Raw genomic sequence first — 26,763 nt, 5'->3', positions numbered from 1 at the left:
GGGTCAATCCGCCGCAATATGGACGTATTGATAGGGGTGGAAGTTGCGCCAGTTGTCGTAGACGCCCCGCACCCTGGGATGGACGACATAGGCGTTGACGTAGAAGTAGAGAGGCAGGATGGGCATTTCGTCGCAGACCAGAATCCGCTCGGCCTCGCGGAGGATGGCCATCCTGCGGGCCGGGTCCGTCTCGCGCGCGGCGAGAGCCAGCCGCTCGTCGTAGCCCGCGTGGCTCCAGCCCGTGCGGTTGTTGCCGCTGCCCGTCGTGAAGCAGTCGAGGAAGCTGCTCGGGTCGGCATAGTCGGCAACCCAGGACGAGCGGGCGATGTCGTAGTCTCGATTCTGCATGGAGGCCTGGTAGACGCCCCACTCCTGATTGGTCAGGGCGATGCGGATGCCGAGTTCGGCCTTCCACATGTGCTGGATGGCCTCGGCGATCTGCTGGTGCGAGCCGCTGGAGTTGTAGAGGAGCGCGAGACGCGGGAAGCCGCGCCCGCCCGGAAAGCCCGCGTCGGCGAGCAGGCGACGGGCCTGTTCGGGGTCGTACGCGGGGCCTTCCGCCGGCGTGTAGCCCGGCAGGATGGGCGGCACGAAGCTGCGGGCGGGCCGCTGGCCGGCCCGCAGGAGGTAACGGGCGATGCTCTCTTTGTCCACCGCGAGATTAAGCGCCTGCCGCACGCGGCGGTCGTCGAGCGGCGGGCGGCCGACGTTGAAGCGGAAGAAGTACGTGTTCAGTTGCGGTGCGTAGCGGAAGCCGGGCAGGCGCGCGGCCGCGGCCACCTTCTCGCCGGGCAGCTCGCGAATCCAGTCGAGTTCATTGTTCAGGCACTTCTTGAGCGCCGTCTCGGCATCGCTGACGGCCAGCACGTCAATCTCCTCGAGCGCCACGCGGCCGACATCCCAGTAGTGCGGGTTCCGCCTGAGCAGGATGTGCTCGAATGGGCGCCATTCGGCGAGGATGAAGGGCCCATTGGACACGAGGGCGCCGGGACGCGTCCACCGCTCCTGGTGGGCCTCCACGGAACTCCGGGGCACGGGGGCGAAGGTGGCAAACGCCAGAAGCTCGAGGAAGTAGGGGATCGGCGCCTCCAGGCGCACCGCGAGGGTCCGCTCGTCGAGGGCGCGGAACCCGGGCGGCCCCGAGCCGGGGCGCGCGCCCTCCAGGCAGTAGAGGAGCGAGGCATACTTCGCCTGCGTGGCGGGGTCGAGCACCCGCTGCCACGACCAGACGAAGTCGGCCGCCGTCAGCGGCTCGCCATTGCTCCAGCGCGCCGGGCGAAGGCGGAAGACATAGCGGCGGCCGTCGGGCGAAACGTCCCAGCTCTCGGCCACGCCGGGCACGGGGCGGAGGGTCCTGGGATGGAGTGTCGTGAGGCCCTCGAAGAGCGCGAGGGCGATGTTCAGCTCGTGGAGCCCCGTCATCTTCGCGGGGTCGAGGGTGGCGGGCTCGGCGCTGTTGTTGAGCCGCAAGACCTGCCGAGCGGCGAGACGGCCCGGGGGCGGCGGCGGTAACGGCTCGTCGAGCGCAACCGTGGGCACCTCATACGGGGGCAGGGGAGGGGCGGCCTCGCGGCTCCGCGCCAGGAGCAGCGAGGCCCAGCCGCCCAGCAACGCCAGGACGGCGACGGCCATGAAGGTTCCCAGCGCGCGGTTGGGCGTCTGTCTCCGCAATGCCTCGGCCCCCGTGGTCTGTTTGACAGCGGCCTCGCAGGTTCGTATAATACAGCATCATTCGCGAAGGTCAAACGCTTATAACCAGCGCTAGGGACGTAGATGAAGATCAAGCAACGCGAGAGCACGCTGCACCGGGTCCGCCAGAAGGGCTTCCGCGCGCGCATGAAGACACGCGGCGGCCGCAAGGTCCTCAGCAGGCGTCGCCGCAAGGGCTGCAAGCGCCTGGCGCCGACGCGACGCGACTAGGCCGTGCGCGTTCTAGCCACCGCCGACCTGCACTACGAGTTTCCCGAGCACCGCGAGCGGGTGGACGCTCTGGCGGCGGAGATGTGCCGCGCCGGCGGCGATGTGTTGGCCCTGGCCGGCGACACGTTCGCCCACGACCTCGCGCTGCTCGAGCGTTGCCTGCGCCTGTTCGAGCCGTTCCACGGCGAGCGCCTGCTGGTCGCCGGCAACCACGATCTGTGGACCCGCCAGGGCGACTCCTTCGCCCTCTACGACCGCCTGATTCCGGAGGCGGCGCGCGCCTACGGCTTTCACGATCTCGACGCCGGGCCGAGGGTGCTCGGCGACGTGGCCTTTGTGGGCACCATCGGCTGGTACGACTACTCGTTCCGCGACGACAGGCTCGGGGTGCCGCTGCGCTTCTACGAACACAAGGTGGCTCCCGGCTACGCCCTGCACGATCCCGCCTTCGCCCGCCTGGTTGCGGACACGGCCGACATTGCCCCGGCCGGCCTGCGGGCCAACTCGCGCTGGATGGACGGCGCGATGATCCGCTGGGGCTTCACCGACCCCGCCTTCAATCAGCTCACGCTCGAACGGCTCGCGGCTCAGCTTGCAGCGGTCGAGGCCCAGGCGCGCACCGTCGTGGCCGTCACGCACCACATACCGTTCCCCGAGATGCTCCAGCGCAAGCACGACCCGACGTGGGCCTTCGGCAACGCGTTCATGGGCAGTGTGGGCCTCGGGCAGACGCTCGTGCGTTGCCCGAAGGTGCGCCACGCCGTGTGCGGGCACAGCCACTCGCTCGAGCGGCGCGAGGTGGGGGCCGTGCGCGCCGTCAACGTCGGCTGCACGTATCGCATGAAACGCTTCGAGGTTCTGGAGGTGTAGGCCGTGAGGTCGGCGGGGGCGGCGACGCGCCGGCGGCTCAGAACTCCATGCCCTTCTTCCGCACCTTCTCGACCTCATCCGCCAGGATCTTCTGCCACCGCGTGAGCCAGTCGTACTGGTTCAGTTCGAGGATCTCCGCCCGCTTCTTCTCGTCGAGGCCGTCGCCGAGGCCCCAGGCCACGGCTCGCTCCTTCAGCGTCACGTCGAGGCCGCTGGCCGCCTCGTTGAGGCGGCGAATCAGCGTCTCCATCTCGCTCTTGTAGGGGCCCCAGTCGCGGGCCGCGAGTTTCTCGGCGTGGCTCCGGCACTTCGTGATCAGGGCGAAGATCGGCTTGGCCATCGCCTTGGTGTGGCCCGCGATGGCGTCCTTGAAGCCCTTGTCGAGGTCGGCCACCAGGTTGGCCATGAGTTTCGCGTTGCTCAGTTCGGCCTTGACGGGGGCCTTGGTGGGCTCGAGCGGGCGCGGGCCGTGGATGACTTTGACCCCGGGCGTCGTCGAGGTGGTCGGGGCCGTGGGCTCGGGAGGCAGGGGTTGCTGGACCACCACAGGGCGGCGCGGGGGCGGCGGCTCCTCGCGCCGGTTGGCAACGATCAGGATGGCGACGAGAATGGCGAGGCCAAGCCCGCCTGCCACCCAGAACCCGATCGCCGTGTCTCGGCGTGTTCTGCCTGGGCGGTAGTGTGCGTGGGGCTCCTGCTCGGCGCCCTGGGCCCGCGGCTTGTGCGCGTGCGGCTTGCCGACGGGCGGCGGCGCGCTGAAGGCCCCCTGGAACTCGGGCATCTCGCCCAGGGGCTGCCAGTCTTTCATGCCCTCGCGCCACCCGAGCGTATGCGCGTCGAGGCGGCCCGTCTTGACCTGCTCGACCACGGTGTCGGCGGTGTGCGGCCCGTCGTTCCGCCCATCGACATGCACGTACCAGACGCGGTTGGGGGTGGTTGCAGGCGGCGGCCCTCCGGCGGGCGTTGGCGGCGTCGCCAGCGCTTTGGGCGCCAGGAAAGCCTTCTTGCAGGCGGGGCAGTCCACCCGTTTGCCGGCGGCTTGCTCGCTGACTTTCATGACCTGCCCGCAGTGCGGGCACTTGATCGAACGAGCCATGTGCTCACCCCGGTCCGCGCTCCCCACTCCCGGGGATTCTACCGACTGGCCGCGCGGATGTCAAGGTGAACTGGGAAGTTGCGTCGCTATTGCGGCTTCGCCTGAGTCGGGGGTGGGCGGTGCCAGAGCGACTTCCAGTAGGCCTGCTCGACCACGTAGGGGTCCAGCGGCGCTTCCGCGGGCAGGTCGTTGGGCAGGACGCCGTAGCGTTTCATCTCGCGCACCCAGGCTGGATGGGGGACGAAGCCGGGCATGTCGAACCGCTTGATTGTCTCGAGGTGGGCCTTGGCCTCGCGGATGGCTGTGAGGAGCTTCTGGTAGTCGGCGTCCTGGGCATTGGCAAACACGGCGAGCGCCGCGCCCGTCAACTCGTCGGCTTTCGCAGGGTCCTTGCAGAGGCCGTATCCGCCGGCGTTGGCGGCGAGAGGGGCGAGGAGGAGCAGCGATTTCTCCGGGCGGCTGAGGTTGTAGAGGATGTGGCGCGAGAAGCGCAGCTTCGGGCTGCCGTAGTGGATCTCCCAGGGCGGCATGCCCATGTTGTCGCTCGGGGAGGAGGGGAGGGCGAGGCTCCCCTGGTGACAGCCTGCGCAGCGCTGGGCGAGGACGGCGGCCGCGGCCTTCATGCTCGGCCAGCGGGTGTCGGAGCGGTCGAGGCTGTTCTGGGCATAGCCGCCGATCATGCCGGTGCCGAGCGCGGCGTAGGTGCCGGGGTAGGGTGCGCCCGTTTCGATCCACAGGCGCACGATCTTCTGCTCGTGGGGCGAAAGCTGTGCGCCGTGGTGCTTGGCGAGGATCTTCTTCATCAAGGGGCTGGCCGAGCTGCCGAGGGTGCGCGGCGGGTAGTTGCTCTGCGGGCGGTTGCGCCCGTCGGCGAACTGCTGGAGGGCGCTGAGGGTGAAGTAGCTGTGGGAGAACATGGGGCCGCGGTCGCCGGTGAGGATGACGCCGCCGGAGCGGGGGCCGCCCGCCTCGGTCCTCTCGTAGCCGTGACACTTCGTGCAATGCCTGTCGAGAATCGGCTGCACGTCGCGCGGGAAGTCCAGCACGTCGGGCACGCCGGCGATGGGCTCGATCGGGCTCGGCGGGCGCCGCAGAGCGAGGAGGTTGGCGGGCGGGGGGGCCTCGGTGCGGTTCTCGTGGCAGCCCACGCAGCTCGTCGTCTCGCCCGGCATCACGGTGAGGAAGCTCTGCATGCGCTTCACCGACAGGTCGTTGGCGTCGAGCGCGACGAAGAAGAGGCTGCGGAGCGCGGGCAGTTCCATGTAGGCCGAGCCGTCGGGCTCGACGGGCACGGTGCCGAGCACGCGCTCGAGGGTGAAGGTGCCGCCGTAGCTCAGCGGCTCCATGCCGCCCGTGAAGTTGATCGGCTTGGGCAGCGTCTCGAGGACGAGCAGCTTCTTGATCTCGCCGGGTTGCACGCCCGCCATGTTTCGGCCGAGGTTGACATTGACCAGCGCCAGCCGGCCCGTGAGGCGCTCGGGATGCGCCCTGGGCGCGATGACCCTCTCGCGGGGGCGGGGCGCCAGCGGGCGCGGCTCGTGGCATTCGAGGCCCGTCTTGCGGTCGGCCTCGGGCAGGGAGTAGACGGGGGCCGTCTGGCCCCGGCCGTTCATCAGCAGAATCTCGTGTCGGCTGGCGACGAGCAGGCAATCCTCGGTGAAGGCGTAGGGGTCGCGGAAGTGCGCGCCGCGGCTCACGGCGCGCGCGAAGGGCCGCGCGTCCGGCCCCGAGGCGGGGTCCACGATCGTCACCACGCCATCGTGCTCGTTCTGGCCGTGGCCGGGGGAGAACGACGCGACGATCTTCTGCGTGCCGGGGATGGGCTTGGCGTCTATCATCGTGGTGCCGCCGTGCTGGTTGCCGTAGTAGACCATCTGCCCCGTGCCGTCGGGGTTGGCGAACCACAGGTGGTGGTAGTGCACCTGGCTGCGGTCCACATACTCCCAGCGGGTGTAGAGGATGCGGCCGTCGGGGAGCACCCAGGGGGTGTTGTCGTGCTCGTTGTTGCTGGAGAGGGGCCGGATGTTGCCGCCGTCGGCGTCGCAGCGGTAGAGCACCGCGACATGCGAGAGCCAGCAGTTCACCCAGCGGTTGCAGCGGCTCGAGACGAACACGATGCCGCCGTCGGGCAGATAGGCGGGCTCGATGTCGTCGTAGGGGCCGGCGGTGAGCTGGCGCAGGCCGGTGCCGTCGGCCTGAATCTCGTGGAGCAGGTAGTAGGGTGTGCCGCCCTTGCGGTAGGAGAACAGGATGGTCCGGCCGTCGTAATGCACCTGCGGGTCGCGCACCCCGCCCTGCGGGTCGTCGAGCAGCACCTTGAGTTCGCCCGTGCGCAGGTTGAGGCGGCACAGCCTTCCGCCGGGGCCGTAGAGCACGTGCCGGTCGTTGGCGGCGTAGTAGCCGAAGTTGGCGTACCAGTGCCCGTCGCGGCCGCGCTGGCGGACGGCGAAGACGATCTCCTCGGCTCCCTTCATGGGCCCGGCCAGGGCATCGGCCAGGAGCGTGTCCGGCGCCTCCTCGAGCTTGGGCGGCGCGGCGTCGGGCGTGAGCATCACGTAGTCGTAGATGACCCAGCTTCCGCCCGAGAGACCGATGCTGATGGCGTTGCGGCCCTGGCGAACGGCGCCCTGCGGGACTGCGAGGGCGATTGTGGCAGGCTTGGCCCACGCGCGGGGGTCCTGCGCGGCCGCGCCCGTGCCGCAGGGGGCACGCTGCACGGGCAGGGCGATGTCATTCACCGTCACCGCCACCTGCGACGGCTCGGTGGGGTGCGCATCCGCGAGACCCAGCAGAAGGAACAGCGGCTGCGTGGGGGCCGCCTGGGCCTGGAACTGAATGGTGAAGACGTGTGGCCGCCCCCCCGCCCAACCGTCGTTGCTGCTGGGGTGGAGATAGGGCCAGTCCACCACGCGGCTCGTGCCGACGGTGTAGACGACGGGTCTGGGGAAGACCTTGAGGTAGTCGGGCCACAGCCGGTCGGCGAGGCCGAACTCAACCGCCAGACCATCGGGCGTGCCGATCGTGAAGAGAGCATCTGCCCTCTGCCCGCCCGCCGCTGCGCCACTGACCGCAAGAACCGCCGCCGCGAGCGTCATCGCACATCGCATGCAGGAATCCCATCATATCCGGCCCGCCGTTCCAGCCCCACTGCCCATTCTACTTGCGTGGGCGACGGGGTCAAGCCGACTCTCCCGCTTGCGGCTCTCTTCATCCGTTCGACAAGCGGGACGCTTGTCGCTACGGGAATCTGCAACAGAAGCTGCCTGCGGAAATCGCCCACGCCTCCCCCGCGGCCGCTGAACGCGGGCCTGTGGGGCTTGGGCAACGTGCGCTCATGCTATATCACCTGCGAGAGGGAGAAAGTGATACAGCATGGCAATAACGCCCACAGAAGGCCTCAAATCGCCAAAGCGCCATGCTGTATCACCTCGCGACGGCGGGTGGCGGTGATACACCATGGGGCCGAAGGCGGGACGTCCTGCCTCGTCAGACCTCTGCGAGGCGGGCGAGCCGCCCGCCGCGGCGGTGACCGGCGGTTGCATTCGCCGTCAGTTTGTGGCAGAATGTTTGCTCCGGGCGGAGGCCCGGGGAGCGGACGACTCGATTCCCTTCTGAAGGAGGCCGGACATGTCGCTCGTGCCGATGAGAACGCTGCTGGACCACGCTGCGGAGAACGGCTATGGGCTGGCGGCGTTCAATGTGAACAACATGGAGCAGATTCAGGCCATCATGATGGCGGCGCAGGAGACCGACTCGCCCGTCATCATCCAGGCATCGCGCGGGGCGCGCAAGTACACCAACGATGCCTACCTGCGCCACCTCATGCTCGCCGCGGCCGAGCTCTATCCGAAGATCCCCATCGCCATGCACCTCGACCACGGCAACTCGTTCGAGACCTGCATGAGCGCCATCGAGCAGAACTTCACGTCGGTGATGATTGACGGCTCGCTCAAGGAGGACGGCAAGACGCCGGCCGACTACGCCTACAACGTGGCCGTCACCAAGAAGGTGGTGGATGCTGCGCACGCCCGCGGCATCACGGTGGAGGGCGAGCTGGGCTGTCTCGGCGGCATCGAGGACGGCCACGGCGCCGGCCTCACGGGCGACGAGGCCCGCAAGCACCTCACCGACCCTGCTCAGGCGGGCGACTTCGTGGCGGCGACCGGTGTGGACGCACTGGCCGTGGCCATCGGCACGAGCCACGGCGCGTACAAGTTCACCAAGCCCCCGACCGGCGACGTGCTGCGGATGGACGTGATCCTCGAGATCCACAAGCGCCTGCCCAACTGCCACCTCGTCATGCACGGCTCGTCGTCGGTGCCGCAGGAACTGAAGGCCAAGATCAACCAGTACGGCGGCAAGCTCAAGCCGTCGTGGGGCGTGCCCGTCGAGGAAATCCAGCGCGGCATCAAGAACGGCGTGCGGAAGATCAACGTGGACACCGACAACCGCCTCGCCATGACCGCCGCCATCCGCGAGGTCTACGCCCTCACGCCGGAGAAGTTCGACCCCCGCGAGTACCTGGGGCCCGCCCGCGAGGCGATGAAGGCCGTGTGCGTGGATCGCATGGTCGCGTTCGGCCAGGCGGGCAACGCGGGCAAGATCAAGACCGTCACCTGCAAAGAGATGGTGGCCTTCTACGCCAGGTGAGGGCCGCGTGGGGCGCAGCCGCTCGGGGGCGCGTTCCCCTCGCTCTTCGATACGCAGGCCGTCGGGTGTCGCCCGGCGGCCTGTCTCGTTCTCGGCTGCTTGGGGTCAGGCCACGGGGCCATAGCGCGGGCCGATGTCGGCGGCAATCTGCTTGCCCAGGGCGAGGAGTTCCGCCCGCTCGGCCTCGGCCAGGGGCTTATACTGGCGGGCGAACGCGACGTTCTGGAGCGCCTGCTCCATGGTGTAGGGGCCGATGTTGGCCACGCTCACGCCCTCGAGGTCCAGCACATAGGCCATCGCCTGGGGCAGGAGCTCGGGCTTCGTGACGCAGCCGACCGAGCCCTTGCGGTGGTTGGGGAAGCCGCCTTTGATGCCCACGTAGACCTTCATGGCGACCACCCCGACACCCTGCTTGCGGCACTCGGGCAGCACCTTGTCTTCAAACCCGTAGATGTGGCGGTCCGCATAGTTCATCACGGGCATCACCACGTCTATCTGGCCGGTCTTGAGCACTTCGAGAAAGCGGGGCGGCCGCTCGTGGCCGGAGAGCCCGATGAAGCGCAGCTTGCCCGCCTCCTTCTGCTTCAGGAGGTACTCCAGAATGCCGTCCTTGGCGAGCACCTTGCCGGGGTCCTTGTTGCCCATGTTGTGGATGTGGACGAGGTCGAGGTAATCCACCTTCAGCGTTCGGAGCGACGTCTCGAAGAGCTTCTGCGCCTGGGCGCCGGAGTCGGTCCAGCACTTGGTCGCAAGAAAGAGCTGGTCGCGGCGCTGCGGCACCACCTGGGCCAGGGCCTCTTCGGCGTTCCCATAGCTGCGGGCCGTGTCCACGTAGGTCACGCCCTGGTCCAGCACGGCACCGAAGATTTTCGATGCTTCGGGGGTGTCCACCGGCCCCTCGCCGATGGGTGCGGTGCCGAGGCCGAGGATTGTGACCTTCGCCTTCGTGCGGCCCAGGACGCGCGTGGGGAGTGGCTCGACGGCTTCGGCCGAGCGCAAGGGGCGGGCGAACACGACCAGGCCCGCACCCGCCGAGGCCGACGAACGCAGGAACGCGCGCCGGCTGAGCCCGCGGCCCGGTGCCGGACGGTTCACCTGGACGGAAGAGCGAATGGCCATCGGTGTCTCCTTGCGGCTGGAAGGTGGTGGGCCCTGTCCGACTCGAACGGACGACCGACGGATTATGAGTCCGCCGTGCCCTGTCCTGACCAATGCTGTAAGATGCGACCGTTCCACCGGTTACAACTCCGTCCTCATGCGGTCTCTGCCGCTGCGCGCGCCCCGCGCGCGCTGGGTGTCTCAATGGCCATTCCCGCTAGGCCGTCGAGGGACGCCGCGGCCCGCCGGGAGTTGGCCTCCCAGGCGTGGGCGTAGACGTCCAGGGTAACGGTGGCGGAGCTGTGGCCGAGGTGGCTCTGCACGGTCTTGACGTCGGCCCCACTGGCGATCAAGTGCGTGGCGGCGGTGTGCCGCAGGCAGTGGAGGTCGAGGCCGTCGGGGAGTTTGGCCGCCTCGCGGCAGGCTCGGAACTTCCGCGAGAGGCGGTCGCCCCAGGCCGCTCCCCTCGGGCTGACGAAGACGAGCCGCCTGGCCGTTTCGGTGTCGGGCCGCTCGGCCAGGTGGAGCCGCTGCTTGGCGAGGATCGCGGCGACGGCGTCGCCGTAGTAGACCCAGCGGTCGCGGCGGCTCTTGCTGACCTCGGCTCGCACGCGGAGGCGATGGTTGTCAGCGTCCACGTCGTTCCACTCCAGGCTGGTTACCTCGCCGGCCCGCATTGCGGTCGCGACGAAGAATCGCCACACGTCGGCCAGTTCGGGCGGGCTGGCGTTGAGCAGTTGCTGGAACTCGAACGCCGTGAGTGCCCGTCTCACGGTGCGTTTGTCGCCCCGAGGCGGCTGCCAGGCGGCGAGGGGGTTGGAGGCGATGCGCCCCTCGCGTAGCGCCCAGCGAAGCATCTGCTTCAGGGCGCCGACCCGCATGGCGACGGTGCGAGGGGCGGCGCCGCCGGCGAGGGCCGCCGCCTTGAATGCCTCGATGTCGGCCAGGCGAAGGTCGCTGACCAGGTGCGGCCGCGTGCGCGGCTCGAGCCAGTCGAGCACTCGGGCGAGGCCCAGGGCGTAGCTCTCCCACGTGCGCTTGCGGGTGCGCCCCGCGTTGTGGCTCCGCCAGGCCGAGATGAGCGGCTCGATCTCCACGTGGTTGGTTGCGGCGCTCTGGAGGCCCGCGGCCTCGCGGCGGGCCTGCAACTGGCAGTCGAGCAGGAAGCTCTCGCGCTGCCGCCGAGTGCCGTCCACTCGCTTCCTCACGTTGCGCCGCTGGGCCGGGTGCCAGTACTCGGCATACCAGCGGCCACGGATCTGCACGATGCGTCCCATCGTCACGCGCTCCTCTCGCTGTTGGGACGCAACACGCCGTCTCCCAGTGTATCGCGTGGAGGGGCGTTGTCAAGGGCGCGGCCTACGATCTCGCGCCACGAGCGGCGCCCGCGGGCGCGTGGCGTTGGCTTCGACGCGGTCGGGAGGGGCAGCGCCGCGGGCTCGTGGCGGAAGCGGTCGGCCCACAGGTCGAGGTCGGCGCGGCGGAATCGGGGATGCGCGTGGTCGCCGCCGAATCGGTAGCAGGCGAGGGGATGCTCGGCGCGCAGTTCGCGGAATCGCCTGGGCGTGATCCCGAGCACGCGGGCGGCCTGAGCGGCGGTGAGGTAGTCGGGCTCGACGGCCACGGGGCGCCTCCGTCAACTGGTCGGCTGCCAGGGCAGCGCACCCTCGTAGAGTTCGGAGGCGCGGTCCACGGTGTTCTTGAAGTTCCGCAGCGCCAGGTTCTCGGCCTCGAGCTGCGCGAGCCATTCCGCGACGCACCCGCGCATCGCGCGCGTGTCCGTGTTCCCGTCGGGGTCCCTCAGCCAGTCGCGCAGGATCGCCTTGTGCTGGTCGAGTGTCTTGTCGTGAAGCCAGTCATTACCCATCGGCATCAGCCTTTGAGCAAGCACCAGGGGCAGACCACCTGTGTCAGGTCCACGACGCTCCACAGGTGAGAGGGCCAGTAGTTGCGGGGCTGGCCACACGCGACGCAGACGACCTGGCGGAGCGGCCGCCCCTTGAACTCGACGAGGGGCAGGGCTTCGATGGCCCGCTCGCGCTCCTCGATGATCCTGAGCGCCCTCCCCACGTCGCCCGTGCGGAGAGCGATCCAACGCTCAAACGCCTGCCGCGCGCGGGGGAGGCGGCGGCTCTCGCGGGCGATATGCCATGCCGAGCTCATCGTGGGCATCACACGAACTCCAGTGGCGGCAGTGGAATCTCGCGACGCTGCGGCCGCCAGAGATGCAGGCAGAACGGGTGCAGGTTCCGATACGTGCTGGCTGGGGGATGCAACTCCATCGCAGGTTCCTCGGGGAAGAAGAAGATGCCCTTGACAAAGGCCATCTCGTCCCAACTCGGGCACCTGCTTTCGAGGGACACGGACACGTGGTCCCATCCGCCGCCAGTCGAGGCGATCACCTGCAGAAGGTGGCCCTTCGGATGCAGGATCAGACACGCGAGGCCGTCTGGTCCTGAGCCGACAATCCTGTAGCATCCGGGGTGTTTGGCCACGGCCGACAGGGGCTTCACCAGGCACACTCCTCCTCACACGCGCACTCGCCGCAGACCCACGGGCCGTCGGTCTCACGGCGGGGCACCTCGGCGGCGCAGACCAGGCAGTGCGTGGCGAGGTACCGCTCGCCCAAGGCGGTGGGACGCCAGTTCCATTCGCCCTTTCCGTCGGCTCGCCGCGTGAGAGCTGTGCACACGAGGCCCTTGTCGACCAGCCGAGCGAGCACGGCCCCCGCAGGGCGCGCGTAGCTCTGGCGGTTCACCCTGCGGTCGTCAGGCCGCCGCAAGGTGGCCTCGCCGATCAGCGTGCAGGTGCAGCGGTCGAGCTGCGACCGCGAGACGTAGGCGAGGACACGCCTCTCGGCGTAGCTGGTGGTCGTGCTCATCGGCCGCCTCCTGGCAGGAGTGCCCACGCGAGGGCGTAGAGGGCGAGGAGGAGCGGGATGAGCCACGCGGCATCGCGCCAGTAGCCGCGGCCGCGGAGCGCCTCGATGATGCGGTGCAGTCGTGTCATGCCCTCTCCTTCCGTCCCCACACGATCCAGCCGTGCAGGCTGATGAGCGTGTAGGCGATCCACTGGGCGGCCTGCGGCCAGTCGGCGGCACTCGCCGCCTTGACCGCCCAAGCCGTGTTGGTGCACATCCACACGGCGAATCCAGCCCGCCGTTGTCGGGCGTTGAGCCACGCGCCCACGAGCGAGCCGACAGTGACGAGCCAGAAGGTCGTCGCCATCACATGGCCCTCCGTGTCGGGTGCAGGTCCACGCCGACCAGGTCGGCGTCGGTCAGCGGCTCACGCATGGGTTCGCTCCTGTCGCTTGCCGTAGCGGTGGGGGTCATTCGCGGGCCTTTCTGGCAGAGACACAGCGTTCGCATTCGCAGTTGTCAGGATAGGTTTGCGGCTCCTTCCAAGGGACTGGCGCAGCAGCCCCGCACTGCGGGCAAGAGTCAGCGGGCAGGTCGGCGCGTAACCTGTGCCCGCAGGCCGCGCAGCGCGTCATAAGGAAGCCGCAGACGCCCGCTTCAACGAACTCGCGCGCCTCGTCGCGCTCGCGCTCAAGCTCAGCCACGCGGGCGCGCAGGGCGTTCGCCTCGCGGGCCTGGGCTACCACGGGGGCCATCATGCCCACAGCGCCTTGGATGCTTCCGAGGCAACGGAGGCGCTTGTCCAGTTCCTCGTTCGTCAGCGGCTCACTCATGCTTCGAGTCCTTTCCCTGTAGTCGAGGGCCTGCTGCATCAGACGGATCGCCGTACGCGCACCACGGGGCGTGAAGGCTGATGCCATGCTCGCACACGCCCGCCCACAGCCGCCGCACGAACCGCGCCCAGCGGGTCGCAGTGCAGGTCCTATCCCAGCAGCCCCAGCCCGCGACCAACTGGCCGCCAGCGCGGTCGGATTGTGCGGCCAAAACGGCACGGATTTCCTCAGCGGCCATCAGTGCCTCTTCCTCCTTGTGCAGCGGGGGCGGGATCAAGTCATCCCCGATGCCAGCCACCAGATACAGGGCAATGGCCTCTCTGTCGGTCGGTTCCCGCATGCTAGGTCTCCGTCTCCATCAGCGGGAACGGTGTCTCGCGCCACTCGCGGCCGTCGAGAAGGTGGCCCGCTGCGGCGCTGCCCACGTGATGATACCCATCGCGGCCAGCGCTCGGCCGGCAGATGAATCGCGCCTGCGACTCATGCAGCCACTCGCCGTGCCCCTTGAACATGAACGGGATGCCCGCCGCCCTGGCCTGGTCACGGTCGGTGCGGGCCGCCTCGATTGGCATCACCCACCGTGGGTCGCCCGTGTGATTGCACCCGCCGCAGATGAGCCATTCGATGTGGCGGTCGCGGCAATCATAGTGCGGCCCGCATTCTTCGCATCGCTGGTCCGCGCACGGGTAGCAATCCCGACCAATCTGTAGCCACGGCGAGAAGTCCACCACGCCCAGGGCCGGTTCGTGGCTCACGCCGAGATGCCCAACGGGCACCTTGAGGAACTCAGGCAGAAGCTCGTCAGCGTCCGCCTGGTCCGCGATGGAGCAGAGGAACCAGATGTTGCCCCAAAAGGCCCCGTAGGGCTGGCGCGCTCGTTTGCCCTCCTTATGCAGGAGAGGCACGATCCGCTGTGGACGACTCGTTGGAATGACGAACGGTCCAACGCCGCGTGATACTGCCCGACACATCACGTCCCAGGCGTCATCCCGCCACGCATCCGCCGACTCGTGGAAGAAGTCGCTCAGCAGGCACACGGCAACGACGGTGCCCGGCGGGTAGCGCAGCGGGGCGCGGAACGTCGCACGGCTCGCCCGCACGACCTTTGACGGGTCATGCCCGTACCTGCTGAACCACGAGTCGGGCGCGCGGTTGTAGCAGGCCGCGCACTTGCGGCGGCAGGGGGTGCAGCCGCGCCAGGGGTTCCACACGCGGTCCCACCACTTCACGCTAGCCATTGGCCTTCTCCTCCAGCAGCCCCGCCTCGTGAGCAGCCAGGGCAAGGGCGACGATGGGGTGAAGGCTGGTGCCCCACCCTCTGCCGAACAGCGTTGCTGGATCGGGTTCGACCCACACTCGCCATTGGAGCGACGCAAACTTCTTCTCTATCTCAAGGTTCAACACTTTGGCCCAAACAGCCCTCATAACCCTCCACAGCAGGTCGCCGTCAACCAGGGCCTCGTTGCACGTGCCGTCTGCGTTGAGGCCGGCGAAGAAGTCGGGCACCGAAAGAAATTCGACGCGCGCCTGACTGTAGGTTACGGCGCACTGCGGGCACGGCCGATTCTTGCTCTCCCGAACCCAGTCATGCCCGCAGGCGTGGCAGTGCCAGTGTGCCCAATGGTTCATCCCGCACAGTCTCGCCAGCGCCTCGTTCCACTCGCAGCGGCTGTCCTCAGAGGCGGGGTCAAGGCGTTTCATTGCTTCTCCTTCAGCGGATTCTCCGGGTTGGTGCTGGTGCTCCCCCACGTTTCGCGGCGGCCAAGGCACACGTGGCAGCGGTCTACCCACGGGGCGTAGACACCGCCGCACACTGGGCACATCCAGCCGAGAAGCGGCTTGCTGCGGGCGCCTGGCTCGCGTTGGGCGCAGCCGTTCGGGCAGATGCCAGCTGCGTGGAGGGGACTACCGCAGCGCAGGCAACGTGTGTTCACGACATGGCCCTCCGTGTCGGGTGCAGGTCCACGCCGACCAGGTCGGCGTCGGTCTCGATGCGGCGCTCGTCGCCGCTGACGAGGTGGCGCAGGACGATGGCGCGGCGGTCGTTGGAGAGCAGGACGCGGTACTCGATGCCGGCGAGCCGAGCGTTGAAGGTCTCGCCGCGGAGAATGCGGCCGAGCACTGCCCCGAAAATCGAGGGTGCAGAACTTGCACCGTCGCTCATGGGTTTCTCTTGAGAGGGACCATGAGTCCCTCTTCCGGGGTTCTCCCGGTTCTCCCGGTTCTTCCGGTTCCATGATTTGGGTGCAGAACTTGCACCCTCGACTGCACCGTCACCTGCACTGTCGACTGCACCGTCACCTGCACTGTCGGAGCCGAGAGATCGGAGTGACCGTGCAATATCTGCACTGTCGATCCCGCGGAGTGTGCAGACGATGTGGGTAACTTCCTCGGCTTCGGCGCCCGTGGCGACGACGTAGAGGTTCGATCGGCCGAACTTGCCGATCCACCTGGTCGCCTCCTCGCTCACCTCGCGCCAGTCGATCTCCACGATCTCGCCCGCCTCGATCAGCCGAGCGATGCAGGCGTCCACCGTGCGCTTCGAGGTGCGGGCCAGACGGGCGAGTTCAACCTTGGACGGGAAACAGCAGGGATAGGCGCCAGGCCGCACGTGCTCGGCGAGGGCGAGGAGCACGAGGAGATCGGTGCCGCCGACACGGGCGTGCTCCCAGACGCGGGCGTACATCGATATGCTCATTCACACACCCCACACAGGTTGCCCGCGAGGCGCGGGCCGTGGACGTAGAGCCAGCGTCGCCAGGTGCCGACGCTCCATCGGCCGTTGCGGGTGCGCCACGCGGCCACGTCGGCCTGGTACTCGGGACGGTGCACGACGCGCTGGCGGCCTGGCTGGGTCTGGCAGTAGCGGTCGAGGAAATGGCCGTAGCACAGGAAGTGCGGCAGGTCGGCGAGTCGCACGTGGCGGGCGGCGATCCCGTGTTCGATGCCCCAGGCGATCAACTCGTCGGGCGAGGTGTCGCTGTAGACGCGGCACACGCGCGAGCCGCGCTCGACCAGGCGGCCTCCGAGCCGCACGGGCTTGCCGAGGGCGTGGTAGAAGCACTTGATCACGGCTCTCTCCGTTCTGGCGGCTCGTCGCGCACGTCCTGCGGGAAGATGTGCCTCTTGCACCTCGGGCACATCACCACGCTCTTCCGTCGCACGGGGTTGCGGCCGTCCTTGTAGGTGGGCCGCAGATAGACCCGCCAGCCGTTCGGCCTCCGCACGCTCAACGGCACCACGATCACCGGGTAGCCGCAGGCGTGAAAGGCCGGGTGCTCGCCCGTCTGGGGGTGCACCGGCACGTACAGCATCTCAGATGATCTCCAGCTCGGCCTTCAGCCGCTCGATGCGCGCGTCGAGCTTGGCGATCTTCTTCTTGTCGAGCGTGGTGTACCGAGCGTTGGTCAGTTCCTCGATGCCCTTCTCGATGCAGCCAGAGCACAGGTCGTGCTCGACCCACGCGCACGGCTCGCCGTCCTGGTCCTCGCACGGCGTGCTTTTGGTGCAGCCGCAGATGCGGCAGGCGCGCTCGCCCTTCTCGCCCTTCGCGGCCTTCTTGCCCTTCGCCTTCGGCTCCGCCGCGGCGTCGGGAATCTCGGCCACGGCCTCGGCGAGATACTGGCCGAGGGGCAGGCCAAAGTACGCGGCCAGGCCTTCAGCCTCGTCCCATTCGTCCACGTACAGAGCCTCCGCCGTGTTTGCGAGGACGAACTCGCGGAGGTCTGCAATCGGGTCGCGCTGCTTCGCAACGTAAGCCTTGAGGAGTGCGACGCCCCTCAGCTTCTCGTCGCTGCGCCAGCCTAACTCGTCGAAGAACCACATGGCGCTGAGCTGGAGCACGGCGGCCTCGGAGAGTTCGACGCCTGGAATGGCGGCCTGGAGTCGCTCGATGGCCCGGGCGCGGCGGCGGTGCTCGACCTCGGCCTGCTTCTCCTCGGCCGTCTTGGGCACGCGCGACGAGGGCGTGGAGGCGTGGCTCACTTTCTTGAGCCACTGCACCTGCGCCTTCTTGCCCTTGCCGTCCAGCACGACGGCGGGGAAGGCCCCCTTCTCGCCCTCCGTTGCCTTCTCGAAGGACGAACTCCACCCGATGCCCGACAGGTCCTTCCGCCCGAGCATCGCCTGCGCCTCGCGCTCCACGGCGCGGTAGTCGCCGCCGCCCCTGAGCACCTGGAGCTTGGGGTGTTCGGCCTTGAGTTCGGCGTAGCGGCGCGCGAGCATCGCATCGCCCTTCCGCTGCCAGCAGGCCGCGTCGAGGCAGCGGTCGAGCTTCTTCGCGTCCTTATCGGCCAGTTCGCCGTCGTGGAAGAGGTTCGTCTGGCACGACGATCGCTTCGGGCACTCGGTGCAGGCGCCGGCCGTGGGCTCCAGCGTCGCGTCGTCGAGCTTCCAGGCCGCCGACTTGAGCAGGTGCAGGTACTCGTCGTTGAGCCACTGGTCGAGCTGGCCAGGCCGCATCGCCGCCGCGGCGGCGAACCGCTCGCCGTTGTAGCGCGTGTCCCTGCTCAGAGTATCCAGCGCGCTGTCCTGCACCTCGCGGTCCAGTCGGGCGATCAGGGCGAGGTTGGACGCCCCCCATCGGGCGACGGCGTTTGCGGAGTCGCCAATCGCCTTCCGCCAGGCGGGCGAGAGCTGGCCGAGTCGCTCGCGCAACGCGACCCACTGGCGGGTTTTCCCGAGCTTGTCGGCCACGGCCGCGTGGTCGCCCTGGAACCTGTCGAGCAGGATACGCACGGCCTCGCCTTCCTCGAGCGGCGAGAGGTCCTGGCGCGCGAAGTTCTCGACGAACGTGATCTCGAATGCCTCGGCGTCCGAGCACGTGGCGTGGACCACGCACGGCATCGTCAGCCTGCCCGCGAGCACGGAGGCACGGTGCCGCCGCGCGCCGCACCGCAGGTCCCATTTGCCCTTGAGCGTCGGGTGCGGCCGCACGTGGCCCGGCACTAGCACGCCGCTCGCCTTCACGCTGTCGAGCAGACCGCGGAAGCTCTCGCAGCCCTCGTCAATCACTCGCGGGTTGTCGGGCGTGGGCACGATGTCGCCCACGGGGAGGTTGCGGACCTCCAACTCGGTTGCCGTCGCTGCCTTCTTCGCCATCGTCGCTGTCTCCTGTCTGCTGTGTCGCGGCTCCCCTGTTGTGTTCAGCGCGCCCGCCACCAGCCGCGGGCCATCGCCTCGAAGCCCTCGCCCGCCACGAGCGCGGCCTCGACCTCGGCGTGGGTCAGGCCGATCTGCTCGGCGATGGTGTTGATCCGCTGCGCCTTGCCGACCTTCTGGAGGTGGCCGAGCACCAGCGCCACGTGCGAGCTGGCGGCCTCCGGAGCCTCGATGCGCGTGGCCTGCACCTTGCCCGTCACGGTCATCGTGCCAAGGCCCTCGACCTCCTCCGTCTCGCGCTCGTCGGCCTGGCCGAGCACGCCGGCGAGAATCTGCCGCGTCTCGCTGATGCAGTCGCCCACCTTGCGCAGGGCGTCGGCCACGATGCCCGCCTGGCGGCGCAGCACCTCCACGTCGGCCTTCAGCCCTCGAATCTCGCCCATCAGGTCGCCCACGCTGCGGCCGACCTGCGGCCTCGTCTCCTGTGCTGCCGTCGCCATCGTCGTCGCCTCCTGCCGAGGGGTTGTCGGTCTCTCCGCCGCGGCTGCCTCTCGGCACGGCAGCCAGGCTGACGTTCCGTCGGGTCGCAGTACTTCGCGGACGAGCGTGCCCGAGATCGCCATCAGCGGCGCCCTCCCGTGGTCGGCCGCGGGCAGCCGCCCATGGCCCGCGTGGGACACGTGGTCGGGTCACACTCCGTCGCGTTGGGATTGTCGGGGCCGGGCGCTCGCAGGGTTGCAGACGCCTCCTTTCGTTGGATTTCCCGGCCCCGAGGTCTGATGCGCCGCACGAGCCTGGGCACGACGAGGAGCACGAGCAGCAGCCACAGGCACACGCTCGGCCATATCCACGGGAGGTTCACCATCACCCAGTTCATTCCGCGTCCGCCTCTCTCGCCGCGTTGGCAAACTCCAGTGTTCTCTGTTGGCACGCCTGCGCGTAGGCGACCTGTTCGCGCCATTGCAGGCCGTGCCGCTGCACAACCTCCACAAAGTCTTCGAGGTCATGCGGCCGCAGCAGGAAGCCGCCTTCACCGTCCAGGTCGAAGTGGCAGAGCTCGTGGTCCACGATTGCGCGGCGCTTGTCCACGGAGAGCGTGTCCCACAGGTCCTTCGCCAGCACCACGGCCAGGTCGAATCCGCCTCTGTCCCCCGCCGGCCCGAGCGTGAGCAGGGCATGCAAGGCACTCAGCTTCCGCGAGGTCCCCAGCACCGCCTTGCCCGCGTGCCGCGCGGCCTTCGAGCGGAACACCCACGCGATGCGCGCCCCGTCGAGGCGCTGGTGCCACTGGTTGCGCACCGCCTCGCAGAACACCACGACCTCGCCAGGGCAGAACTCGTATTCCACGGCCATCAGCGGGCATCCTTTCCTGCGGCTTGGTGCCGCAACCAGGCCAGGAACGCCTGCAACTCGCCCACGTCGTCGCGGCAGCCGAACACGAGGCCGCCGCGCTCGATGATGCGGGCGTGAAAGTCCCTCTGCTTCGCGGACACGCGCCCCGAGCCCGTCTTGACCTCGACGACGAGGAGCCTCCCGAGCGGAGGCAGCACGGCCAGGATGTCGCCGGCGCCCGCCGTGCCGTATCGTCGCCGCACGCGGCCGTCCGCGTCGCGCACGATCCCCGTGTCGTTCCGCCAGGCGAAGATGCGCTCGCCGCCGAGCCGCGTGACGTTGAGCACCGTGAGGCAGGCGTTGACCAGCTCCTCGTGCCGCTCGTCGCGGCGGCCGGCACGCGCCCGGCCGATGATGGCCTCGATGGGGACGATCTTGTGGCGGCTCATTCCCACGTCACCTCTCCGCCGAGGGCGAGCACGACCTGGCGGCACTTGGCCCGCGCGTCGGCGAGCACGCTCGGCTCGATGGCGCCGCCGCTGAGCGACCAGGCGTACTTCACGCTGTCGAGGACGCCGGCGAGCGTGGTCTCGACGCCTCGGAGCACGCCCTTGACCCGTGCGGCTCGCAGGTCGGGATGGCCGGCGGGAGGCGGCTCCGCGGTTGCCGGCTGTGGCGCGGGACCCGCCTCGCCGCTGGCCGTCCCAGGCTCGCCGTCGTTCGACGGCGCCTCGTGCTTGCGGTCGTGCGCCTGGAGGCGCTGGAACTCGCAGAAGGCGCGATGCACGCTCGTCTTGTCGGCCAGCTCGAGCAGGTGGCCGTAGGTGGCGGGGTCGCGTTTCGCCGCCTCGCGCATCGCCTCGATCTTGTCGAGCGTGCCGTGGCTCACGCCGACCGCGTCGGCCACTTGCCTCTGCACCCTGGGTTGCGGCGGCTTCGGTGGTACCAATTTGGTACTGCCGAAGGTCTTGGGTTTGCCGTCGCGGTCCTTGCCCGCCATCTGCGTCGCCTTTTGCCTCTGGACGGCCTCGGCTTCGAGCACGGGGCGCAGGCGGGCGCTGATGTCGGCTATCTCGCTGGGGCTGAACGGCTTGCGATGCAGGTTCTCGTCGAGGCGGGCCAGCAGCTTGCGGTCGGGATCGTCGAGGTCGGGTGCGATGAGCACGGGCACGTGCGTGAGGCCGGCCCGCTTGGCCGCGGCCAGGCGCCCGTGGCCCGCCACGACGCGGCAGCGCTGGCGGTCGCTGACGACGATGGGATGCAGCATCCCGATGCGGCGGAACGACGTGGCGAGGGCGTCGAGCTCGCTGTCGGTGTGCCGCAACGAGTCGGTCGGCTCGAGCAGGTTGACGGGCAGAATCACGGCCTCGCGGGCGGCTTTCTTGGCCATAGGGCTAGAGGCTCCTGCCTGTGAGGCTCGGGAGGTGCTCGGGCTGCTCGGCGGGCCGCGCCCAGATCGCAGGCGGGGCCTCGCGCAACGCCTTGTAGTACTCGGTGACGACGACCACGCCCTCGCGCATCACGGCGGGCGCGTACAGGCCGTCGGGACCTCCGCCCTCGACGACCATCAGCCGCTCGTGGCCGATCAGGTCGCACTCACTGCCCGAGATGGACGGGTAGATGGGCCAGCAGCAGTAAAGGCCCGTGGAGCCGACGGGCGGGATGAAGGTCGGCAACTGGCCGGCCTCCCACTTGAGCAGCACGAGGGTCTGGCGCGCGTCATCGCTCATCGCTCACCTCCGAGAGAAGGGGCGGCCTGGCCGGCCGGTGCGGGCGGGGGAAACGCTGGACCGGCCGGGCCAGGCCAGGGCGCGGCGTCGGCGAGGAACAGGGACCGCGCCCAAGTCGAGAAGAACGGCTCCGCCGCAGCCGGCAGACGATCCGGAACATCCCACGCGGTTGGCGGCTGACAGGCTCCCCGTGAGGACCTGCAGCGCGAGGGAGCGGCGAAGCCATATCGAGAGATGGCAGGGACGACGGGTCCTCGGGTGGGGAGGGGCCACCTGTGCGGACGCGCATCGCCCTTGCCAAGGGAAGACTGGCCGCGGCCCGGCGGGGAGGGCGGACGCCAGGCCGCGGCGGCTCGGGCGACACGCACGGGGGCGGCAGCCAGCCCGCTCGCATCGCCCTGGGCACCAGATCGGGGAACCATCGTCGGGGACGCTGCCGCCATCCCACACCCTCTCGCTCGCGTCCAGCACCTCCTGGCAGGTCTGCCGCACGTGGGGTGGGACGCGACAGTCCCCACGTGCGGCCTGAGGCGGCTACGGCGCCGGCCTCGTGGAATCCAGGCTGGCCCCGAACGCCCGCTCCACGGCCTCCACGTCGGCGGCCAGAATCGCCGCCTCGATGGCCATGGGCCGCGTCGCCCCAGGGTCCAGCTTGCGCAGCCGAATCTCGATCAGCTTCAGCTTCAAATCCGCCTCATCGCTCACCTGAGCGGTGATCCATCGAGCCATTCCACGCTCCTCAAAGATGCGACCGCGCAGGATTATAATGCGCATACGCAGGAAGTCAAGAGAATTTTCTGAAATTTCTTGCGTTGCCGCAGGAATCAGGTACAATTCCCTTGCGGCGGCACCCTGCAGGAGGCTCCCAATGGATGCGTTGGAGGGGTTCTTCGAGGCGGCCAGGGCGGCCATGGCCGACCAGCGCCTCAACTACGACAGCCTCGGCGAACTCGCCGGCTTGAATGGCAGCACGGTCAACCGCGTGCTCCGAGGCCTCCAGCGCCCGAGCGCCGACACCGTGCAGCGGCTCGCCCTCGCCCTGGGCCTCCTCTCCCCGTTCGGCACCAATGAGTCGGTGGGCGAGGCCGAGGCCGTCTACCGCACGCGCCTCGCCGCCGCCGTCGAGGCCGCCTGCGAGGTCCTCACGCCCTATCCCCAGCTCGTCGCCGTCCTCCGCCGCATCCTCGCCCTCAGCCCCCAGCAGCGCAGCGGCGTGTTCGCCTTCCTCGGCCTCGCCCAGCCACCCACGGGGAACCCGCCCGATGAGCGCCCCGCGCAGGCTGCCACCTCCCCCACCAGCCCCCCGTGATGCCGCGGGCCGTGACCAGGCCCTCGGCTGCCTCACCTGGGCGCTCGGCGTCCTCGCGCTCTGGCTCTTCCTCGTCGGAGGCCTCGGCGCGCTCTTCTGGCTCTCCCAGGGCGCCATGTCCACCGCCCTCGGCACCGCCTGCACGGCCATCTGTCTCACGGGAGTGGGGCTCGGCGCCGTCGCTCTCGCCGCAGGGATGCTCTGCGACGCCCTCCGCCGCCGCTAAGCCCCTCACACGGTCCAGTAGCGGCAACGCGGCGTCAACGACCCGTCGCTGTACACGCGGGCATACTCGAAAGCATCGGCCGCCGGCGAACCCCGCACCATCGAGCACGACAGCCGCACGCCGTAGTACACCGGTGTGGCAGGCGGAGTCGCGATCAGGAAATCGGGGCGCGTGTACGCCAGCGTCCCGTACAGATCCAGGTGATACCACTCCGCCGCCGAATGGCTGCGGGCATATGTCGTGCCGTCGCCTCGCCCCATCGTGATCGCCTCGTCCACGGCCGGCTGCGTGCCCCACGTCATCCCCGCCGTGAACTCCTCGGTCACCAGGTGGGCGTGAAGGTAGAACGCCACGTCCACGTTCGCCGCGGCATCGAGCTGCGACCGCAGCCTCAGCGCCACAGGGCCGCCCGCGGTGGTGTCGCCGCCCGCGAGATCCACGATCAGCCCCGCCAGGGCGCCCCGCGTGACAGGCTGCGGCCAGTGCAGGAAGGTCCGCCACTCGCCCACATACGCCAGCTCGCTGCCGTAGAAAATGCCCGGCACCCCGCCCTCGCCCAACGGGTCGCTCCCGTCGAGCACGCTCACGGCGAAGTCGCTCTCGAGCGCCGCCGCGCTACAGCGAAAAAAAAACCGCGCCGTCGGCGTCGCCTGCCGCGAGGTCATCCGCCGCACCGCCGCCAGCCGCACCGTGCCGTCGGTCGCATACACCCTGTGGCTGTGCCCCCAGTCCTCGGCCACCACCCAGCGGCCGCCCGGCCGAAACCAGGTCGGGCACCCGTCCGCCGTGCCCCCGCTCGTGGCGTTGCACCCCAGCTCGCGCACCCAGTACAGGTTGCCCCCAGGGTCCGGCTCGCCGCCCGGCCCCACGCTCCAGATCGCGGCGGGGAACTCCTCGCGCAGTCGCGCCGCAGGCGCCACCCTCGCGGTCCGCGTCGGCATGCTCTAGGCCTCCTCCTGGCTCCGGCTGAAGCCCGACACCACCCCGTCAATCACGCGGGCCAGCGCACGCCCGCCAGGCGTCCCAGGCTGATCGAAATCCGCCGCCGCAAAGTCCAGTTCCCAGAAATCCGTCTCCAGAGAGCTCGTGCCCGACTCGAAGTCCCAGCTCATCCGCGTGCACACGGTCGAGATCGGCTCCGTCCACCCCACGCTCTCCACGGCCTCGATGAAGGTCCCAGGCCGAGCGATCGGCCCCAACTCCCGCACGGCGTACCGCAACCGCTGACGCCGCCGGCCATACCAGGCCACCGCCATCGCGGCCACGAGTTGCAACCGGGCCTTGTCGTCCCGCACCGTCCCGCCCGCGTGCCGCGCCAGAGTCCCGTTCGAGTTCACCCCCGTGACGGTCTTCGGGCTCACATACCACAGGTGCGCGTCCCGCACCCGCACGGTCAGCACCCGCGCCGGGTCGCCGTCCGCCACCGTGGCCACCACCCTGCACCGCTCGTCCAGCTCGATCTGCAACGTGACGAGCAGCGTCTCGAAACTGAAGTGGTCGCCCGTGTCGCTCAGCCCCCCCACCTCGAGCGTCGGGCCGTGGGCCGCGGTCAGATACCCCCGGCCAAACAGATGGTTGTAGGGCGGGTTCAGCCGCACCCGCAGCTCGTGGTCGTGCACCAGCAGCCCCGCCGCCGGCACCCCGGGGATCGCGTGCTTGTGAGTCAGCACGAACCCGCCCGTCTCAGGGTCCTGCACGCAGGCGAACGGCCTCGCGTAGTGCACGCCCTCGTCGTCCGCGGCCTCCTGCCACGGCAGCAGGTTCAGCGGCGCCTTGTCCCCGCGCCACCAGCCGCCGTCCGCCCCCGTGTCCAGCGACCCGTCGTCATTGATCTTCGGCGCCACGCGCCCGCCCGCCACGCCCTCGCCGTTGTCGCCCACGAAATCCCACGTCGGCGACACGCGGAACCCGCAGAACACGTCCTCGAAGAGCGGCAACGCACGGTACTTGTCGTTCGCGTCCGGGTCGTCGCCCAGCCCCGTCGTGTAGAGCGCCATCGTGGCCGGCTGCCAGGCCCGCAGCAACTTCCCGCTCGCGTAGCTCAGCGTGAACGTCGAGCGCATCCGCTCGCCCACCACCTCGATGCGGCCGTAGTGCTGCACGTCCGCCTCGCTCACCCGCACCTCCGCCGTCAGGCAGTCGCCCGGCGACCCCGCCCCGTACAGCTCCAGCCGCGCCGTCTCGGGGTTCGGGTCGATCTTCGCGTCGCCCACCCGCACCGCCTGGTCATACACGCTCGACACGTGCACCACCACGGCGTCGCCAGGCTCGGCCCGCAGGCTCCACAAGAGGCCACGCCGCCGGTCTATCAGCGCGTTCAACGCCTGCCACACGGTGTACCCCTCCAGGTCGTACACCCCCGTCAACTGGTGCAACAGCGCGGTCTCGCCCTCGACCGTCCAGCTCAGCGTCGGAGCGAACAACGCCAGCACGTACCGCACGATGTCCAGGTTCGTCCACACCGCGCCCTGAGTCGAGAACGCGTGGCTCTGCACCGACCCGCAGGTGATGGCAGCCGTGGTGCGGTTCCCCAGCGGCGTCCCGCCCCTGGCATAGCGCTCGTTGAACACGGGGCACCTCCCCAGCCGCACCCCCACGCCGCCCACCTCCGCCCACGCACGGTCCAGCCGCGCCTGCTCGAGCAGATGCTCCAGCCCCCGGCACGAATACAGGCAATCCCCCTGCGGCGACGCCCCCACCGGCCCCTGCACCCCGTGCTCCACCCCCGTGACGATCCCCGCCCACGGCAGGCACACAGGCGTCCCCGTCTCCGCCTTCGGCACCGCGAACCGCACGTACTGCCCCACCAGGTCTGGCGGCCAGTACTCGCTGAAGCCCGTCCGGTCCGGCCGCTTGATCACGCCATAGTGGTACACGAAGCTCCCCGTCGAAATCCCAGGCGCCGCCCGCAGCTCCGCCGCCAGCGGCACGCAGTCCCGTTGCTCCGTCCACTCGCCCGTCCACGACGAAGCCGTGTAGACGATCCCAGGCTGCTTCCCCACCACGGGATTGTCGGGCTTCAGCCCGAGCTGCAACGTGGCCATCAGTCCTGCCCCTGCTTCCACACCGAGCCCAGGAACACCTCGCCCGCAGGCACGCTCGGCGTCGCCGTCGAGGCCGTCGCGCTCGACGGCGCCACGTTCGCCGAATCCAGGTTCGTCACGCCGCTCACCCGCCGCGTCCGCACCAGAGTCTTCACCGTCGCCCCGCCCGCGAACGCCCCGCTCGTCCAGTCCAGCCGCGCCACGGGGCCGGCGAACGCCATCGTCACCACGGTCGGCACGTCCACCGCAGGGTCGGGGTCGCTCCCGTCGTCCGTCTGATACACCAGCCACCGCGTGGCCGCCGCCGCCCCGTCCACCAGGGCGTTGTACCACGCCTGCACCCGAATGCAGCCCCCGCTCGACGCCGACGTCGCCACCGCATACGGCCCCGACGGCCTCGCGCCCACCGCCTCGCCGTCCGCGTCAATCTCGAAGCGCACCTCAGGCCCCGCGTTCTGCGACACCAGCCCCCAGGCGTTCCGCCGACGGCACACCAGCACATACGTGTCCGACGGCGCCAGCGTCCCCAGGACGTCCGGCAACGCCGCCGATACCGCCCACGGCGCCGCACTGAAATCGGGCGAAGCCCCGCCCGTCCCACGCCAGGTCAGCCAGCCCACGAGCGATAAGTCCTCGATGCGCCACTCCCCGCGCCCGCTCCCCGCTCGGGCAGCCCGCACCTGCCACTCCCCGCG

Annotated in this window: 35 protein-coding genes; 5 read left to right on the top strand and 30 right to left on the bottom strand. The window is 69.5% G+C overall.

Features of this window, described 5'->3' with window-relative positions:
* Positions 1-3: 3 nt before the first annotated feature.
* Positions 4-1,632, bottom strand: a complete 1,629-nt coding sequence (locus tag PLE19_12945; GenBank protein HPD15855.1) for a peptide ABC transporter substrate-binding protein — start codon at positions 1,630-1,632, stop codon at positions 4-6.
* Between the two features lie 141 nt (positions 1,633-1,773).
* Here PLE19_12945 and rpmH point away from each other — a divergent pair, with 141 nt between their 5' ends.
* The gene (gene rpmH, locus PLE19_12940; GenBank protein HPD15854.1) at positions 1,774-1,920 is read left to right on the top strand and encodes a 50S ribosomal protein L34; all 147 of its coding nucleotides are present in this window, start codon (positions 1,774-1,776) and stop codon (positions 1,918-1,920) included.
* 3 nt (positions 1,921-1,923) lie between these two features.
* Positions 1,924-2,790: a metallophosphoesterase gene (locus tag PLE19_12935; protein HPD15853.1), complete on the top strand. Its 867-nt coding sequence runs from the start codon at positions 1,924-1,926 to the stop codon at positions 2,788-2,790.
* A gap of 37 nt (positions 2,791-2,827) precedes the next feature.
* On the opposite strand, the gene PLE19_12930 is transcribed toward PLE19_12935, so the two are convergent.
* Together PLE19_12930 and PLE19_12925 are read right to left on the bottom strand one after the other, a co-directional pair.
* Positions 2,828-3,886, bottom strand: coding sequence for a GYF domain-containing protein (locus tag PLE19_12930; protein HPD15852.1), 1,059 nt, complete (start codon positions 3,884-3,886; stop codon positions 2,828-2,830).
* A gap of 86 nt (positions 3,887-3,972) precedes the next feature.
* Positions 3,973-6,993 carry a polysaccharide lyase family protein gene (locus PLE19_12925; GenBank protein ID HPD15851.1) on the bottom strand — a complete coding sequence of 1,007 codons (3,021 nt, stop codon included), beginning with the start codon at positions 6,991-6,993 and terminating at the stop codon, positions 3,973-3,975.
* A gap of 520 nt (positions 6,994-7,513) precedes the next feature.
* On the opposite strand from PLE19_12925, the gene fba reads away from it, so the two are divergent.
* Positions 7,514-8,536 (top strand): fructose-bisphosphate aldolase class II, encoded by a 1,023-nt coding sequence (gene fba, locus PLE19_12920; GenBank protein HPD15850.1) that lies wholly within the window; start codon positions 7,514-7,516, stop codon positions 8,534-8,536.
* A gap of 105 nt (positions 8,537-8,641) precedes the next feature.
* On the opposite strand, the gene PLE19_12915 is transcribed toward fba, so the two are convergent.
* The 24 genes from PLE19_12915 to PLE19_12800 form a co-directional block, all read right to left on the bottom strand.
* Entirely contained in the window at positions 8,642-9,655 is a 1,014-nt protein-coding gene (locus PLE19_12915; GenBank protein HPD15849.1) for an aldo/keto reductase, read from the bottom strand.
* Positions 9,656-9,789: 134 nt separating this feature from the next.
* Entirely contained in the window at positions 9,790-10,911 is a 1,122-nt protein-coding gene (locus PLE19_12910; protein ID HPD15848.1) for a tyrosine-type recombinase/integrase, read from the bottom strand.
* 2 nt (positions 10,912-10,913) lie between these two features.
* The gene (locus PLE19_12905) at positions 10,914-11,258 is read right to left on the bottom strand and encodes a helix-turn-helix domain-containing protein (protein HPD15847.1); all 345 of its coding nucleotides are present in this window, start codon (positions 11,256-11,258) and stop codon (positions 10,914-10,916) included.
* A gap of 12 nt (positions 11,259-11,270) precedes the next feature.
* Positions 11,271-11,501, bottom strand: coding sequence for a hypothetical protein (locus tag PLE19_12900; protein ID HPD15846.1), 231 nt, complete (start codon positions 11,499-11,501; stop codon positions 11,271-11,273).
* A gap of 5 nt (positions 11,502-11,506) precedes the next feature.
* Positions 11,507-11,806 (bottom strand): hypothetical protein, encoded by a 300-nt coding sequence (locus tag PLE19_12895; GenBank protein ID HPD15845.1) that lies wholly within the window; start codon positions 11,804-11,806, stop codon positions 11,507-11,509.
* Positions 11,806-12,147 (bottom strand): hypothetical protein, encoded by a 342-nt coding sequence (locus PLE19_12890; protein ID HPD15844.1) that lies wholly within the window; start codon positions 12,145-12,147, stop codon positions 11,806-11,808. Before PLE19_12890 ends, PLE19_12895 begins: the two co-directional genes overlap by 1 nt.
* On the bottom strand, positions 12,144-12,515 hold the full coding sequence (locus PLE19_12885; protein ID HPD15843.1) for a hypothetical protein: 372 nt from the start codon (positions 12,513-12,515) through the stop codon (positions 12,144-12,146). The genes PLE19_12890 and PLE19_12885 overlap by 4 nt, the downstream gene beginning before the upstream one ends.
* Positions 12,512-12,643 carry a hypothetical protein gene (locus PLE19_12880; GenBank protein ID HPD15842.1) on the bottom strand — a complete coding sequence of 44 codons (132 nt, stop codon included), beginning with the start codon at positions 12,641-12,643 and terminating at the stop codon, positions 12,512-12,514. Before PLE19_12880 ends, PLE19_12885 begins: the two co-directional genes overlap by 4 nt.
* Positions 12,640-12,861: a nicotinamide mononucleotide transporter gene (locus PLE19_12875; GenBank protein HPD15841.1), complete on the bottom strand. Its 222-nt coding sequence runs from the start codon at positions 12,859-12,861 to the stop codon at positions 12,640-12,642. The genes PLE19_12880 and PLE19_12875 overlap by 4 nt, the downstream gene beginning before the upstream one ends.
* A 103-nt stretch (positions 12,862-12,964) precedes the next feature.
* Positions 12,965-13,327, bottom strand: coding sequence for a hypothetical protein (locus PLE19_12870; protein HPD15840.1), 363 nt, complete (start codon positions 13,325-13,327; stop codon positions 12,965-12,967).
* Entirely contained in the window at positions 13,320-13,667 is a 348-nt protein-coding gene (locus tag PLE19_12865; GenBank protein ID HPD15839.1) for a hypothetical protein, read from the bottom strand. Before PLE19_12865 ends, PLE19_12870 begins: the two co-directional genes overlap by 8 nt.
* Before the next feature lies 1 nt (position 13,668).
* Complete coding sequence (locus tag PLE19_12860) at positions 13,669-14,565, bottom strand: DUF5131 family protein (protein HPD15838.1); 897 nt, start codon at positions 14,563-14,565, stop codon at positions 13,669-13,671.
* Complete coding sequence (locus PLE19_12855) at positions 14,558-15,028, bottom strand: hypothetical protein (protein HPD15837.1); 471 nt, start codon at positions 15,026-15,028, stop codon at positions 14,558-14,560. Before PLE19_12855 ends, PLE19_12860 begins: the two co-directional genes overlap by 8 nt.
* A gap of 229 nt (positions 15,029-15,257) precedes the next feature.
* Complete coding sequence (locus PLE19_12850; GenBank protein ID HPD15836.1) at positions 15,258-16,013, bottom strand: hypothetical protein; 756 nt, start codon at positions 16,011-16,013, stop codon at positions 15,258-15,260.
* 8 nt (positions 16,014-16,021) lie between these two features.
* On the bottom strand, positions 16,022-16,399 hold the full coding sequence (locus PLE19_12845; GenBank protein HPD15835.1) for a hypothetical protein: 378 nt from the start codon (positions 16,397-16,399) through the stop codon (positions 16,022-16,024).
* On the bottom strand, positions 16,396-16,641 hold the full coding sequence (locus tag PLE19_12840) for a hypothetical protein (protein HPD15834.1): 246 nt from the start codon (positions 16,639-16,641) through the stop codon (positions 16,396-16,398). Before PLE19_12840 ends, PLE19_12845 begins: the two co-directional genes overlap by 4 nt.
* Position 16,642: 1 nt before the next feature.
* Entirely contained in the window at positions 16,643-18,427 is a 1,785-nt protein-coding gene (locus PLE19_12835) for a ParB/RepB/Spo0J family partition protein (protein ID HPD15833.1), read from the bottom strand.
* Positions 18,428-18,471: 44 nt separating this feature from the next.
* The gene (locus tag PLE19_12830) at positions 18,472-18,927 is read right to left on the bottom strand and encodes a hypothetical protein (GenBank protein HPD15832.1); all 456 of its coding nucleotides are present in this window, start codon (positions 18,925-18,927) and stop codon (positions 18,472-18,474) included.
* Between the two features lie 122 nt (positions 18,928-19,049).
* A complete protein-coding gene (locus PLE19_12825) occupies positions 19,050-19,304 on the bottom strand; it encodes a hypothetical protein (protein ID HPD15831.1) in 255 nt (84 codons plus the stop codon).
* The gene (locus PLE19_12820) at positions 19,301-19,780 is read right to left on the bottom strand and encodes a putative metallopeptidase (GenBank protein HPD15830.1); all 480 of its coding nucleotides are present in this window, start codon (positions 19,778-19,780) and stop codon (positions 19,301-19,303) included. The genes PLE19_12825 and PLE19_12820 overlap by 4 nt, the downstream gene beginning before the upstream one ends.
* On the bottom strand, positions 19,780-20,208 hold the full coding sequence (locus PLE19_12815; GenBank protein ID HPD15829.1) for a VRR-NUC domain-containing protein: 429 nt from the start codon (positions 20,206-20,208) through the stop codon (positions 19,780-19,782). The genes PLE19_12820 and PLE19_12815 overlap by 1 nt, the downstream gene beginning before the upstream one ends.
* Positions 20,205-21,149 carry a ParB N-terminal domain-containing protein gene (locus tag PLE19_12810; protein HPD15828.1) on the bottom strand — a complete coding sequence of 315 codons (945 nt, stop codon included), beginning with the start codon at positions 21,147-21,149 and terminating at the stop codon, positions 20,205-20,207. Before PLE19_12810 ends, PLE19_12815 begins: the two co-directional genes overlap by 4 nt.
* A gap of 4 nt (positions 21,150-21,153) precedes the next feature.
* Positions 21,154-21,489, bottom strand: coding sequence for a hypothetical protein (locus PLE19_12805; protein HPD15827.1), 336 nt, complete (start codon positions 21,487-21,489; stop codon positions 21,154-21,156).
* A gap of 534 nt (positions 21,490-22,023) precedes the next feature.
* Positions 22,024-22,218, bottom strand: a complete 195-nt coding sequence (locus tag PLE19_12800; GenBank protein HPD15826.1) for a hypothetical protein — start codon at positions 22,216-22,218, stop codon at positions 22,024-22,026.
* A 139-nt stretch (positions 22,219-22,357) separates the two neighbouring features.
* Here PLE19_12800 and PLE19_12795 point away from each other — a divergent pair, with 139 nt between their 5' ends.
* On the top strand, positions 22,358-22,798 hold the full coding sequence (locus PLE19_12795) for a helix-turn-helix transcriptional regulator (protein ID HPD15825.1): 441 nt from the start codon (positions 22,358-22,360) through the stop codon (positions 22,796-22,798).
* On the top strand, positions 22,752-23,024 hold the full coding sequence (locus PLE19_12790) for a hypothetical protein (protein HPD15824.1): 273 nt from the start codon (positions 22,752-22,754) through the stop codon (positions 23,022-23,024). The genes PLE19_12795 and PLE19_12790 overlap by 47 nt, the downstream gene beginning before the upstream one ends.
* Before the next feature lie 5 nt (positions 23,025-23,029).
* Here PLE19_12790 and PLE19_12785 read toward each other — a convergent pair whose 3' ends face one another.
* The 3 genes from PLE19_12785 to PLE19_12775 all read right to left on the bottom strand — a co-directional run.
* Complete coding sequence (locus tag PLE19_12785; GenBank protein HPD15823.1) at positions 23,030-23,965, bottom strand: hypothetical protein; 936 nt, start codon at positions 23,963-23,965, stop codon at positions 23,030-23,032.
* Between the two features lie 3 nt (positions 23,966-23,968).
* Positions 23,969-26,068 carry a hypothetical protein gene (locus PLE19_12780; protein ID HPD15822.1) on the bottom strand — a complete coding sequence of 700 codons (2,100 nt, stop codon included), beginning with the start codon at positions 26,066-26,068 and terminating at the stop codon, positions 23,969-23,971.
* Positions 26,068-26,763 (bottom strand): hypothetical protein (locus PLE19_12775; GenBank protein HPD15821.1); only part of this gene is annotated, 696 nt, incomplete at its 5' end. The genes PLE19_12775 and PLE19_12780, both read right to left, overlap by 1 nt.

It is taken from the genome of Planctomycetota bacterium (assembly GCA_035384565.1).
GTDB lineage: Bacteria > Planctomycetota > PUPC01 > DSUN01 > DSUN01 > DAOOIT01.
This window is presented reverse-complemented; position numbering and strand designations above follow the sequence as displayed.